Below are 12,722 nucleotides of genomic sequence, written 5' to 3' on the forward strand. Positions count from 1 at the left end.
CCTTTGGCAAAAAGCGGAAGAAGCCAAAAAATATGACCGGCAGCCGCGGGCGCACGTCTACAATAGGCCGAATTTTGAAACCACCTGTCACCTGAATGAGCCACGCCGCCAACGTTCCGCCCCGAATCCGCCGCAGCCAGACTTTGGCGCTGGTGCTGCTTGTAGTTTGCGGCGTCATCAACTACCTGGACCGCGCCACCTTGGCCGTCGCCAACGAATACATTCGTGCCGACCTTGGCCTCTCCCTCGGTCAAATGGGCCTGCTGCTCTCGGCATTCTCGTGGAGCTATGCGCTGTGCCAGCTGCCAGTTGGCGCGCTGGTGGACAAAATAGGACCGCGCTGGCTGCTCGGCATGGGCCTTGTGGTGTGGTCTCTGGCGCAGGCTGCGGGCGGCCTTGCATCGACCTTCAGCTACTTTGTGATTGCGCGCATCGCACTCGGCATCGGCGAGGCGCCGCAGTTCCCGGCGGCGGCGCGGGTAGTAAGCAACTGGTTCCCCGCCCGTTCGCGCGGCACGCCCACAGGCATTTATAACTCGGCCTCGCCGCTGGGCGTTGCGCTTGCGCCCCTGCTGCTGCCTCCCCTGATCGCCGCATCGAGCTGGCACTGGGCCTTCTTCGTAACGGGCGCGCTGGGCCTGGTGGCAGCGCTGGTGTGGGTTTCCCTCTACCGCGACCCGGTCCGCGAGCGCATGTCCGACGATGAGCGCGCATACCTGGAGGCGGATGCGCCGGGCGAAGCCGCACCGAAAACCAGCTTCGCCGCGTGGTGCGCCCTGTTCCGGCACCGTGCCACCTGGGGCATGATGCTCGGCTTCTTCGGCTCCGTCTACCTGAACTGGGTCTATCTCACCTGGCTGCCGGGCTATCTGCGCACGGAGCGCCACATGGACCTTGCCTATGCGGGCGTGGCAGCATCCATCCCCTTCCTGTGCGGCTTCGCAGGAGCCCTCATCGCGGGCTGGACTTCCGACCGGGTGACCAGGAACGCAGCGTCGCCTGTAACGGGCCGCCGCAAAGCCGTGGTGGCATCCATGCTGGGCATGGTGGCGTTCACGATTCCGGCTGCACTCGCCGAGAGCAATGTGGTGGCGGTTGCATGCATCTCGATTGTGATCTTCCTCGCCAACGCTTCGTCGGCCTGTGCGTGGTCGCTGGCTACGGTGGTTGCCTCGCGCAGCCGCATCGCATCGCTCGGCGCGATCCAGAACTTCGGCGGCTTCCTGGGCGGCGCACTCGCGCCGGTTCTCACGGGCTACATCGCGCAGGGCTGGTCTTTCGTGCCAGCCCTGCTGACCGGCGCCGCCATCGCCTTCGCAGGCGCCATGTCGTATCAGTTCCTCGTGGTGAAGCCCATCCCCGAGAACGATTAAGACGTCTCCAGATCGCTGACGACGTAGCGCACGTAGCGATAGTCGCGGATGAAGGTGATCTGGCCATCGCGCCATTCGAGCCACATGAAGTAGCTGGGCTTCGGATCGCTGCGGTCCTCGAAAACGAGAATGACCTCGCGGTCGTCGATCCACGCAGGCGTGAGCCACAGGCCTTCGATCTTGGCGTAGATGGTGAAGAAGTGACCCACATCGTCGCGGCCTGAGCGCAGAGGATGCGCGGACTCGCGCAGCTTCACGTCATCCGCCAGCAGCGCACGCAGCCCGTCCCAATCGCGCTGATTGAACAGGGTAGCGTACTGCGCGACTGCGTCGGACGGTGGACGCGCCGCCCGGGGGGCGCTGGCCTGGGCATTGATCGTCCGAAGCTGCGCGCGCCCGCGTGCCAGATGGCCTTTCACCGCATCGACGGTGAGGTTCAGGAGGGCCGCGATCTCGGCCAGCGATTCGTCCAGCACGTCCTTCAGGATCACGACGCTGCGCTGGTGAAGCGGCAGCTCCGTGAAGTGCGACACGGCAGTCCTGACCACGTCTTGCCGCAGCAATGCCTCAGCAGGGTCTGGATTGTCCGGGTCCACGATGTCGTTGGCAGTGTCGATAGGTTCGGCGTTGCGGATCGCACGGCTGCGCAGCAGGTCCATCGCCCGGTTGTGCGCGATCCGGAACAGCCAGGGACGAAGAGGCGTGGCGTCGTCCAGCTCTGGCAGGGCTTCGAGAGCGCGGACGAGCGCATCCTGCACCACGTCCTCACCCTCGATGATGGACCCCATCAGGCGCGCGCAGTAGCGGTGCAGCTCCGGCCGCAATTCATTGGCCAGGGCTGCAAGTCCCGCGTCGCGTGTCGTTGAAGACTGTTCTGTGCTCAAGCTGGCGCTTCCTCCAGGACGTTGATGCCATCGCCGTTGATGCCGAAGGCAAGGCCTCCAGCATACTGCGGATCGTCCAGCACGGAAATCACTTTATCGCCGAACTCGCGCGGAGACATCACAGGAAAGCGCGCCAGGAACTCCTCGCGCCGGATGCTCATGGAAACCGCATAGGCTTCCGCTGCCGTATCGCCGATGCCAGTGCCGCCGACCATCTGCATCGGCAGAATGGCCTGGAACCGGATGCCGAGGCCTTCCTGCTGTGAAATGCTGTTGGCATATTTCGCCATAAACCAGAGCATGCGCTTGGCGCCGGCGTAGCCGCCGGAGAGCAGCGACCCGCCGTGCCCCGCGCCGCTCGACCCGACGAGAACGCGGCTCCCAGGCTTGAGCGGCAGCTTGAGCGCCGCCTGCAGCCAGTACAGCCCTGCTTTGACGTCGGCGTTCCAGGGAGCGGAGAAATCCTCCCAGCTCAATTGATCCAGCCGTCCCATGCGAGGTTTCGCGCCCGCATTCAGTACCAGGAGGTCCGGGCTGGTTTCCGTAAGGATGCGCTGCGCCGCCTCCCGGTCGGTGATATCCGCGCTGATGGTCGATACGCCCAGCCGGGTGCGTACCGCGTCCAGCCCGATCGCGCCGCGCGCGACCACAGTGACCTTGGCGCCCTGTTCGACCAGCGCCTCCACCAGGCCCAGGCCCAGGCCCCGGCTCCCGCCGGTCACCACTACGTGCTTGTCCCTGACGTTCATGCCTTGCCTCCTTCCGCACTGAGGCCTTCGGCGTGAAGCGCTTCCTGCACTTTCGGGCGCTCGGCGATTCGCTTCATGTATGCGCGGAGATAGGGGTAAGGCGCCAGATCGATGTTCACGAAATTCGTCCAGTTGACGATGGTGAAGGCGTAGGCGTCAGCGACGGTGAAGCTGCTGCCGGTCAGGAAAGGCTGTTTTTCGAGCAGCGCATCGAGCTCCGCGAACCGGATGGCGAGCTTCTCGTGAATTGCCTGCCGGGTGGATTCAGCCGTGGTGGACTGGAAGAGCCACGGGCTGATCGCTTTGTGCACCTCCAGCGAGATGAAGCTCAGCCATTCTTTCATGCGCTGGCGCTCCGCCGTGCCCCTGGGAGGCATCAAATGGGCTTCCGGCGCCATCTCGGCGAGGTACTGCACGAGCGCCGCCGATTCGGTATGCACTTCGCCGTCCACCTCCAGCGCAGGGGTGTAGCCGCGCGGGTTGATCTTGTAGAAATCCTCCCCGTCTGCAGTCTTGTGGGTCGCCAGATCGACCCGCACGAGTTCAAACGGAAGCGATGCCTCGCGGGCAACGATATGCGGGGCCAGCGAGCATGAGCCGGGACTAAAGTAAAGCTTCATTACGACCTCCAGAGGTTTTGACTAGGGATATAGCCAGGACGTTTGAGGCCAGCAAAAAGAGTCAACTGTCACAAATTTCTTCCGCGGACCGTCTAACAGGTATGGGGAGACCCCTGGAGCGTGTTCTTAATCTAATCGAAAGGCAAATCATGAAGATCGTCGTCATCGGCGGTACCGGGCTGATCGGCTCGAAGGCCGTCGCCATTCTGCGGCAGGGCGGGCACGAGGTGGTCGCTGGCTCACCCAGCAATGGGGTGAACAGCATAACGGGAGAGGGGCTCCGGGAGGCCATGGCCGACGCTCAAGTGGTAATTGACCTCGCCAACGCCCCGTCCTGGGAAGACCAGGCGGTGCTGGAATTCTTCCAGACGTCCAGCCGCAACCTTCTGGCGGCGGAAGCTGCGGCCGGCGTGCGGCACCATGTGGTGCTGTCCATCGTCGGAACCGACCGGATGCCCGGTAATGGCTATTTTTCCGCCAAGGTTGCGCAGGAGAAACTGGTTGAGGCTTCGGGCATTCCATACACCATCATCCGATCAACCCAGTTCATGGAATTCCTCGGCGGCATTGCCGCGTCGAATACGGATGGGAACGTGGTCAGGCTGTCGCCAGGCTTCTTCCAGCCCATCGCGTCGGACGACGTTGCCGCCTTTGTTGCCGACTTGGCCCTCGCGGCGCCGAGCAACGGGATCGTCGAGATCGCCGGCCCGGAGCGCGCGCCGTTCAATCAGTTTGTCGCCCGCTATCTGAAGGCGGTCGGCGACCAGCATGAGGTGGTGCGGGATCCGGAGGCGCGATACTTCGGCGGCCGCGTCGAGGAACATTCGCTTGTGCCCCTGGGCGAGGCGCGCCTCGGCCGCATTGGTCTCGACGAATGGCTCCGCCTCGCGAAGGCAGGGGCTGATTCCGCATCCACTCACTGAAATCGGCGGCAGATGCAATGACAAAAAAATAGGGGCATGCGCCCCTATTTTTTACCGTGAAACCGCTATGACAGCGCTTACACGTCGATATTCCCTGCGCGCAGCGCGTTCGATTCGATGAAGTTGCGGCGTGGTTCCACGTCGTCGCCCATGAGGGTGGTGAAGATCTGGTCGGCGGCGATGGCGTCTTCGATCTGCACTTTCAGCAGGCGGCGTACGGTCGGGTCCATGGTGGTTTCCCACAGCTGCTCGGGATTCATCTCGCCCAGACCTTTGTAGCGCTGCTTGGACACGGTGCGCTCGGCTTCGTCGCGCAGCCACTGCATGGCCTGGTGGAAGTCCACCACGGCGCTTTCCTTGGTGCGCTCGCCTTCGCCGCGGCGCACGAAGGCGCCTTCGCCGATCAGGCCCGTGAAGGTGGCAGCGGCCTTGGCCAGCACGGCGTAGTCCGCACCTTGCACGAAGTCGGCGTCGATGACGCTGACTTTCACGTTACCGTGATGCATACGCTCGATCACCAGCGCGTGTTTCTCGGACATTTCGTCCGAACGCACGGAGACTTTCACGCTGCTGTCGTTCATGTTCGCTGCCAGTGCCTGTGCCGATGCCTGGGCGCCGTCCACGGTGTCCAGGTTCAGCGCCACGCCGGTCATGATGGCGGTAAGCGCCGCGCGGTCGATCACGCGGGTCAGGCGGGTCATCACGGCATTGGCCAGGTTGTACTGGCGCGCCAGTTCGCCCAGCGCTTCGCCCTGGATCGGCTCCGCGCCTTCGCGCGGGGTGAGCACGGCGGTGTTGAGCGCCACGTTCATCATGTAGCCCGCTTCTTCCAGGTCGTCCTTCAGATAGCGCTCGTCGCGGCCGGCCTTCACCTTGTACAGCGGCGGTTGGGCGATGTAGATGTGGCCGCGCTCCACCAGCTGCGGCATCTGGCGGTAGAAGAGCGTGAGCAGCAGGGTGCGGATGTGGGCGCCGTCCACGTCCGCGTCGGTCATGATGATGATGCGGTGGTAGCGCAGCTTGTCGGCGTTGAATTCATCCGGGCCGATGGAGGTGCCCAGCGTTGCGATGAGAGTGGTGATCTGCTCGGAGGAGAGCATCTTCTCGAAGCGCGCCTTTTCCACGTTCAGCACCTTGCCGCGCAGCGGGAGGATGGCCTGGAATTTGCGGTCGCGGCCCTGTTTGGCCGAGCCGCCTGCGGAGTCACCCTCCACGATGTACAGTTCGGACAGCGCGGGATCCTTTTCCTGGCAGTCGGCCAGCTTGGCCGAGAGGCCCAGGCCGTCCATCACGCCCTTGCGGCGGGTGAGGTCGCGCGCCTTGCGGGCCGCTTCGCGCGCACGCGCCGCTTCCACGATCTTGCCGCAGATGATCTTGGCGTCGTTCGGCTTCTCCATCAGGAAGTCCGTCAGCGTCTTGGCCACAATCTCTTCGACCGGGCCGCGCACTTCGGAAGACACCAGCTTGTCCTTGGTCTGCGAGGAGAACTTCGGCTCCGGCACTTTCACGGAGAGCACGCAGGTCAGGCCTTCGCGCATGTCGTCGCCCGAGATTTCCACCTTGGCCTTCTTGGCGAAGTCGTTCTCGTCGATGTACTTGTTGATCACGCGCGTCATGGCGGCGCGCAGGCCGGTCAGGTGGGTGCCGCCGTCGCGCTGCGGAATGTTATTGGTGAAGCACAGCACCTGTTCGTTGAAGGCGTCGTTCCACTGCATGGAAACGTCTACCGAAATGGTGGTGCCCTGGTCCGACTGGCGCTCGCCCGTGGCCTGGAACACGGTGGGGTGCAGCACGTTCTTGGCCTTGTTGATGTACTCCACGAAGCCGCGCGTGCCGCCCTCGAAGGCGAACAGCTCTTCCTTGCCGGTGCGCTGGTCGGAAAGCTTGATGTTCACGCCGTTGTTCAGGAACGAAAGTTCGCGGATACGCTTGGCCAGAATCTCGTAGTGGAATTCCACGTGCGTGAAGATTTCTTCGTCGGCCCAGAAGTGCACGTCGGTGCCGCGCTTGTCGGTTTCGCCGATCACCTTGATCGGGGATACGGCCACGCCGTCGACCATTTCGATTTCGCGGTTCTGCGGAATGCCGCGCACGAAATCCATCTGGTGCACTTTGCCGTTCTGGCGGATGGTTACGCGCAGCAGTTTGGACAGCGCGTTCACGCAGGACACGCCCACGCCGTGCAGGCCGCCGGACACCTTGTAGGCGTTCTGGTCGAACTTGCCGCCCGCGTGCAGCTCGGTCAGCACGATTTCGGCGGCGGAGCGTTTCGGCTCGTGCTTGTCGTCCATCTTCAGGCCCACGGGAATGCCGCGGCCGTTGTCGGTGACGGAGATCGAGTTGTCCGAGTGGATGGTGACGTGGATTTCCGTGCAGTGCCCGGCCAGCGCTTCGTCAATCGAGTTGTCCAGCACCTCGAACACCAGGTGGTGCAGGCCGGTGCCGTCCGAGGTGTCGCCGATATACATGCCGGGACGCTTGCGGACTGCTTCCAGACCCTCCAGGATCTGGATCGACGAGGCGCCGTACTCTTCGGACTTGGCCTGGACTTGTGGTTCGTTTTGGCTTTCGGACATGGACTGCTTTCTCAAATAACTTGATTGAATCGGGAGCTGCTGGCCGGCGGAGTTCAGATCCGCATCGGCATCACGACGTACTTGAAGTCAGGATTGTCAGGAATCGAGATCAGGGCCGAGGAGTTCGAATCGCCCAGCGCCACGTTCACCTGCTCGCACTTGAGGTTATTGAGCACGTCCAGCAGGTAGGTCACGTTGAAGCCGATGTCGATGGCGTCGCCGCCGTAGTCGATTTCCAGCTCTTCCACCGCCTCTTCCTGGTCGGCGTTGGTGGACGAAATCTTCAGCGAGCCGGGGCTGATGATGCAGCGCACGCCCTTGAACTTATCGCTGGTCATGATGGCGGCGCGCTGCAGGGAGCGCAGCAGCTCGTCGCGGCCGATGGTGAAGTCGTTCTTGTAGCCCTTCGGGATCACGCGGGTGTAGTCGGGGAACTTGCCCTCCACCAGCTTGGAGATCAGTTCGATGTCAGCGAAGGTGAGCTTGACCTGGCTGCCCGCGATATCCAGCTGCACCGGCTCGTCGTTCTCTTCCAGCAGGCGCTGGAGCTCGATGATGGTCTTGCGCGGGATGATCACTTCCTGGCGCTCGAAGGCCTGCTCGGTCTCCACCTGGCAGAAGGCCAGGCGGTGGCCGTCGGTGGCCACGGCGATCACGTTCTTGCCGTCCAAAACAAGCAGCAGGCCGTTCAGGTAGTAGCGGATGTCCTGCTGCGCCATGGAGAAGTGCACCATGTTGAACAGGTGCTTCAGGGTCTTCTGCGGCAGGGTGAAGGAGGCGTTGAAGCTGTCCGCTTCCTGCACGGTGGGGAATTCCTCGGCGGCCAGCGTCTGCAGGGCGAAGCGCGATTTCCCGCTTTGCACGGTGAGGCGCTTGTTCAGCAGCGTCATGGACACGTCGCCCGATTCCGGCAGGGCGCGCAGGATGTCCAGCAGCTTGCGCGCGGCCACGGTGGTGCCGGTCACGTCCGCGCCGGAACCGATGTCGGCGCGGGTCGTGATCTGCACTTCGGTGTCGGTGGAGAGGAAGGAAACGCTTTCGCCGTCCTTGCGGATGAGGATATTGGCCAGAATCGGCATAGTGTGCCGACGCTCGACAATACCGCTCACGATCTGCAGTGGCCGGAGAAGCGTGTCTCGGGTGGTTTTGACCAGTTGCATAAATATCCTCGAATGAAAAGTTAAGTCAGTCTGTTAATTCTTTTGCATCTCTTGCGCTTTAGCACGACAGTTTAGCAAATCGCTACGCCACCACCTCAGCCTTTCAGGGTCTGCTCCAGCACATGCAGCTCGTGGTTGCATTCCGGGTTCTTGGTACGGTCCTGGGCGATCTTGCGCACGGCGTGCAGCACGGTGGTGTGATCGCGGCCGCCAAACAGCTCGCCGATCTCCGGCAGGCTCTTTTGCGTGAGCTCCTTGGCCAGGTACATGGCGATCTGGCGCGGGCGGGCGATATTGGCCGGGCGGCGCTTCGAATACATGTCCGCCACCTTGATGTTGAAGAAGTCCGCCACCGTCTTCTGGATGTTCTCCACGCTGATCTGGCGGTTCTGCACCGAGAGCAGGTCCTTCAGCGCTTCCTTCACGATGTCGATGGAGATGTCCTTGCCGTGGAAGCGCGAGTAGGCCAGGATCTTGCGCAGGGCGCCTTCCAGTTCGCGCACGTTCGAGCGCAGGTGCTTGGCCACGAAGAATGCCACGTCGTCGGACAGGGTCACGCCTTCCGATTTCGCCTTCTTCAGCAGAATGGCCACGCGCATCTCCAGCTCCGGCGGCTCGATGGCCACCGTCAGGCCCGAGTCGAAGCGCGAGATCAGGCGGTCGTCCATGCCCGTGATCTCTTTGGGATACGTGTCGCTGGTGATGATGATCTGCTTCTTGGCCGCGATAAGCGCTTCGAAGGCGTAGAAGAACTCTTCCTGGGTGCGGCTCTTCCCGCCGAAGAACTGGATATCGTCGATCAGCAGCATGTCCAGCGAGTGGTAGTAATGCTTGAAATCGTCGAAGCCCTTGCGCTGGTAGGCCGTCACCACGTCGCGCACATACTGCTCGGCGTGGATATAGCGGATGCGCGCGCCCGGCTGGTCGGCCATCACCTGGTTGCCGATGGCGTGAATCAGGTGGGTCTTGCCCAGGCCAACGCCGCCGTAGAAGAACAGGGGGTTGTAGGACACGCCGGGGTTGTTCGCCACCTGGATCGCGGCGGCGCGCGCCAGCTGGTTGGCCTTACCCGTCACGAAGCTCTCGAAGGTCAGGTCCGTGTTGATGCGGCTCTGCTCCCGGCCGCGCGAGTTGGCGTATTCGTTCCCCGCCGTAGCGGCGGCCGAAGGCGGCATGTCGCCCGCGCGGGATTCGGGGGTGTGCACGGCGGGCGCCGCCACGCCGTTGGCGGCAGGGGCAGCCGGCTTCTTGGCCGGGTTGGTGCGCGGGTCGAGCACGAACTGCACCTCGGTGGGCGCTTCCCAGTATTGCGAGGCGAGGGCGGTAATCCGGCTGGCGAACTGCGTCTTGACCCAATCGAGCTTGAAACGGTTGGGTGCCGCGATGCGCAACTTGCCATTCTCATAATCGAGCGGCACGAGCGGTTTTATCCACGCGCTGAATTGCTGCGGCGTCAGCTCAAGTTCCAGTTGGGCGGAACAGGTCTGCCAGAAATTATCCATGAATCGTCTATCTGCAAAAGCTGGGGGAGGCGTTCCGAACGCCACACGTAACACGCTATTCTAACTCCTAACCTGCCGAGTTATCCACAGGCATTTGCGGATTTTTGGCATCGTTCCCCGCCCGGGGAAATGGCCGGGCTGTTGACAACCGGGCCCCAAATGCTGATAATTCAGGGTTCCCCGCCCGTACTCCGTGATTTTGCAGTTTACGATCAGCGCGGATGAAGCGGGCGATGAGATTGGCAGCTTGTGCCGGAAGTGTGTGGCATAAGTGCGCGAAATGTCATTGGCACCAATAACTGAAGGGATCCGCTGGCGCGCCACAGGTGAGCCAGGCCCGATTTTGCATTTTTTTGCTTCTTTAGCGAGACCAACATGAAACGTACTTACCAACCTTCCGTTGTGCGTCGCAAGCGCACCCACGGCTTCCGCGCACGTATGGCTACCCGTGGCGGCCGTCAGGTTCTGAACGCACGCCGTGCAAAGGGCCGCAAGCGTCTGGCTGTATAAGCCTCAAGCTTGTTAGCTGATCGCGTGGACAGCTGTTTGAACGGCTCGACAGGCGAAGGTTCCCACGACTTCGCGCGCGCTCGGCGCATCGTTAAAACGGATGAATTTTCATCCGTTTTTCGTTTGCGCCCTGCCCAGAAAAGCGCGCATTTCGTGCTCTATACCCGCCAGAATCAGCTGCCACATGCGCGGCTGGGCGTGGTCGTTGCCAAACGCCTGGCGCCGCGCGCCGTCACGCGCAACACCATCAAGCGGGTGAGCCGGGAGCTGTTCCGCACCAGCAGCCTGCCCGCCATCGACTGCGTGGTGCGCCTGGCCAAGCCGGTCAACAGCAAGGCCGGTCCAGCGACCACTGCCCGGCTGAAGACGGAACTGCGCCAGGAACTGGCGCGCCTGTTCGCCTCGCAAAACAAGATCCGGCCTGCGCGATGAAAGCTGTACTCACTTTCCTGCTGCGGTTTTATCAAGTCGCCATCAGCCCGATGATGGGACCGCGCTGCCGTTTTTATCCCAGCTGCTCGAACTACGCCATCGAAGCGCTGCGCGTGCATGGCGCCGCGCGCGGCAGCTGGCTGGCCGCACGCCGCGTTTGCCGCTGCCACCCCTGGAATCCGGGCGGCCACGACCCCGTGCCCGCCGCCAAGCATTCTCCAACAGCCGCTTGCGGCTGCAACCACTCCTGACTGTACCCAATGGATATCAATAAACGCACCATCCTGTGGATCGTCTTCGCCGTTTCGCTGGTCTTCCTGTGGAACGAGTGGATGGTCTACACCGGCCAGCCATCGATGTTCGGCCCCGCGCCGGCCAAGACCGCGAGCGCGCCAGCCGCGGCCAACACCGCCGCCACCCCGGCGCCGGCTGCCCAGGCCACCGCCGCGGGCGCCGCTGCCGTGCCGGGCGCCGCCGCGCCCTTCAAGAGCGAGACCGTGACCATCACCACCGACGTGTTCAAGGTGGATATCGACACGCTGGGCGGCCAGATCAAGCGCCTTGAGCTCCTGAAGTACAAGGACGGCATCGACCCGACGAAGAACCAGCTGCTGTTCCAGCAGGGCGGCAACCGTGTCTACCTGGGCCAGACGGGCCTGGTGGGCGCGCCCGGCCTGCCGAACCACAACACCGGCTTCACCGTGCGCCCCGGCGCACGCACCCTGGGCGACGCGAACCAGATCCAGCTCGTGATGGACGCGGAGCAGGGCGGCGTACGCCTGACCAAGACCTTCACCTTCAAGCGCGGCGACTACGTGGTGGACGTGCGCCACGACGTGACCAACACCGGCGCTTCCCCGCTGGCGCCTGAGCTCTACATGCAGCTGGTCCACGACGGCAACAAGCCGGAAGGCTCGTCCTGGATGAACCCGAGCTTCATCGCGCCCACGCTGTACACCCAGGCGGACCACTACAAGAAGCTGAGCTTCGAGAAGATCGAGAAGCAGGACGCGGCCCAGAAGGAAAACCCGTCCAAGCCCGTAACGCCGGACCATCCGGTCAAGGCCGACAACGGCTGGATCGCCATCTCGCAGCACTTCTTCGTGTCGGCCCTGGTGCCGCAGCAGAAGGTCATGCACGACATCTTCACCAAGAAGGTGGACACCAACACCTACGCCATCGGCGTTGTGCAGCCGCTGGGCACCCTGGCGCCGGGCGCCACTGTGTCCAACAGCGCCAAGCTGTACACCGGTCCGCAGGAAGAGAAGGCGCTGGAGAAGGTGTCGCCTGGCCTGGAGCTGGTGAAGGACTACGGCATGCTCACCATCATCGCCAAGCCGATGTACTGGGTCATGGAGCACATCCACAGCGCGCTGGGCAACTGGGGCTGGACCATCATCGCCTTCACCATCCTGATCAAGCTGATCTTCTTCCCCCTTTCGGCCGCCAGCTACCGCAGCATGGCCAAGATGAAGGTGGTGACGCCGAAGATGACGGCCATCCGCGAGCGCTACAAGGGCGACCCGCAGAAGATGAACCAGGCCATGATGGAGCTGTACAAGACCGAGAAGATCAATCCCCTGGGCGGCTGCCTGCCGATCCTGGTGCAGATGCCGGTCTTCATCGCCTTGTACTGGGTGCTGAACGCCTCCGTGGAAATGCGCGGCGCGCCGTGGCTGGGCTGGATCACCGACCTGACCAAGCCGGACCCGTATTTCGTGCTGCCGGTGCTGTACGCGATTTCCATGTACATCACCACCAAGCTGAACCCGCAGCCCGCGGACCCGATGCAGGCCAAGATGATGATGTTCATGCCCCTGGCCTTCTCGCTGATGTTCCTGTTCTTCCCGTCCGGCCTGGTGCTGTACTGGGTGGTCAACAACGTGCTGTCGATTGCACAGCAGTGGATCATCACCAAGAAAATCGCCCCGGCCGAAGCGAAGTAAGCGGCGGCTGTTGCAGAAAAAACCCGTGCTTTGGCACGGGTTTTTTT

General features: G+C 62.9%; 12 protein-coding genes. 6 read left to right on the top strand and 6 right to left on the bottom strand.

Going from position 1 to position 12,722, the window contains the following annotated elements; genetic code table 11:
• The first annotated feature begins 95 nt into the window (after positions 1-95).
• Positions 96-1,373 (top strand): MFS transporter, encoded by a 1,278-nt coding sequence (locus LSQ66_RS23200; protein ID WP_231767530.1) that lies wholly within the window; start codon positions 96-98, stop codon positions 1,371-1,373.
• On the opposite strand, the gene LSQ66_RS23205 is transcribed toward LSQ66_RS23200, so the two are convergent.
• The 3 genes from LSQ66_RS23205 to gstA are packed head-to-tail and all read right to left on the bottom strand — an operon-like array spanning position 1,370 to position 3,626.
• The gene (locus LSQ66_RS23205) at positions 1,370-2,257 is read right to left on the bottom strand and encodes a sigma-70 family RNA polymerase sigma factor (protein WP_231767531.1); all 888 of its coding nucleotides are present in this window, start codon (positions 2,255-2,257) and stop codon (positions 1,370-1,372) included. The two genes, LSQ66_RS23200 and LSQ66_RS23205, sit on opposite strands and share 4 nt — an antisense overlap.
• Positions 2,254-3,006: an SDR family NAD(P)-dependent oxidoreductase gene (locus tag LSQ66_RS23210; RefSeq protein WP_231767532.1), complete on the bottom strand. Its 753-nt coding sequence runs from the start codon at positions 3,004-3,006 to the stop codon at positions 2,254-2,256. The genes LSQ66_RS23205 and LSQ66_RS23210 overlap by 4 nt, the downstream gene beginning before the upstream one ends.
• A complete protein-coding gene (gene gstA, locus LSQ66_RS23215; RefSeq protein ID WP_231767533.1) occupies positions 3,003-3,626 on the bottom strand; it encodes a glutathione transferase GstA in 624 nt (207 codons plus the stop codon). Before gstA ends, LSQ66_RS23210 begins: the two co-directional genes overlap by 4 nt.
• 149 nt (positions 3,627-3,775) lie before the next feature.
• Here gstA and LSQ66_RS23220 point away from each other — a divergent pair, with 149 nt between their 5' ends.
• The gene (locus LSQ66_RS23220) at positions 3,776-4,549 is read left to right on the top strand and encodes an SDR family oxidoreductase (protein ID WP_231767534.1); all 774 of its coding nucleotides are present in this window, start codon (positions 3,776-3,778) and stop codon (positions 4,547-4,549) included.
• 77 nt (positions 4,550-4,626) lie between these two features.
• Here the strand turns inward: LSQ66_RS23220 and gyrB are convergent, their stop codons facing one another.
• From gyrB to dnaA, 3 genes are all read right to left on the bottom strand, one after another.
• Positions 4,627-7,125, bottom strand: a complete 2,499-nt coding sequence (gyrB, locus tag LSQ66_RS23225) for a DNA topoisomerase (ATP-hydrolyzing) subunit B (protein WP_231767535.1) — start codon at positions 7,123-7,125, stop codon at positions 4,627-4,629.
• 53 nt (positions 7,126-7,178) lie between these two features.
• Entirely contained in the window at positions 7,179-8,285 is a 1,107-nt protein-coding gene (dnaN, locus tag LSQ66_RS23230) for a DNA polymerase III subunit beta (protein ID WP_231767536.1), read from the bottom strand.
• A 95-nt stretch (positions 8,286-8,380) separates the two neighbouring features.
• Complete coding sequence (dnaA, locus tag LSQ66_RS23235; RefSeq protein WP_231767537.1) at positions 8,381-9,787, bottom strand: chromosomal replication initiator protein DnaA; 1,407 nt, start codon at positions 9,785-9,787, stop codon at positions 8,381-8,383.
• A gap of 375 nt (positions 9,788-10,162) precedes the next feature.
• Here dnaA and rpmH point away from each other — a divergent pair, with 375 nt between their 5' ends.
• The 4 genes from rpmH to yidC are packed head-to-tail and all read left to right on the top strand — an operon-like array spanning position 10,163 to position 12,675.
• Positions 10,163-10,297, top strand: a complete 135-nt coding sequence (gene rpmH, locus LSQ66_RS23240; RefSeq protein ID WP_040378179.1) for a 50S ribosomal protein L34 — start codon at positions 10,163-10,165, stop codon at positions 10,295-10,297.
• Between the two features lie 36 nt (positions 10,298-10,333).
• The gene (gene rnpA / locus LSQ66_RS23245; RefSeq protein WP_269449114.1) at positions 10,334-10,729 is read left to right on the top strand and encodes a ribonuclease P protein component; all 396 of its coding nucleotides are present in this window, start codon (positions 10,334-10,336) and stop codon (positions 10,727-10,729) included.
• Positions 10,726-10,980, top strand: coding sequence for a membrane protein insertion efficiency factor YidD (gene yidD, locus LSQ66_RS23250; RefSeq protein WP_231767538.1), 255 nt, complete (start codon positions 10,726-10,728; stop codon positions 10,978-10,980). The genes rnpA and yidD overlap by 4 nt, the downstream gene beginning before the upstream one ends.
• 9 nt (positions 10,981-10,989) lie before the next feature.
• On the top strand, positions 10,990-12,675 hold the full coding sequence (gene yidC, locus LSQ66_RS23255) for a membrane protein insertase YidC (protein ID WP_231767539.1): 1,686 nt from the start codon (positions 10,990-10,992) through the stop codon (positions 12,673-12,675).
• Positions 12,676-12,722 lie beyond the last annotated feature (47 nt).

Origin of the sequence: Massilia endophytica (assembly GCF_021165955.1) — a bacterium.
Taxonomy (GTDB): domain Bacteria; phylum Pseudomonadota; class Gammaproteobacteria; order Burkholderiales; family Burkholderiaceae_D; genus Rugamonas; species Rugamonas endophytica.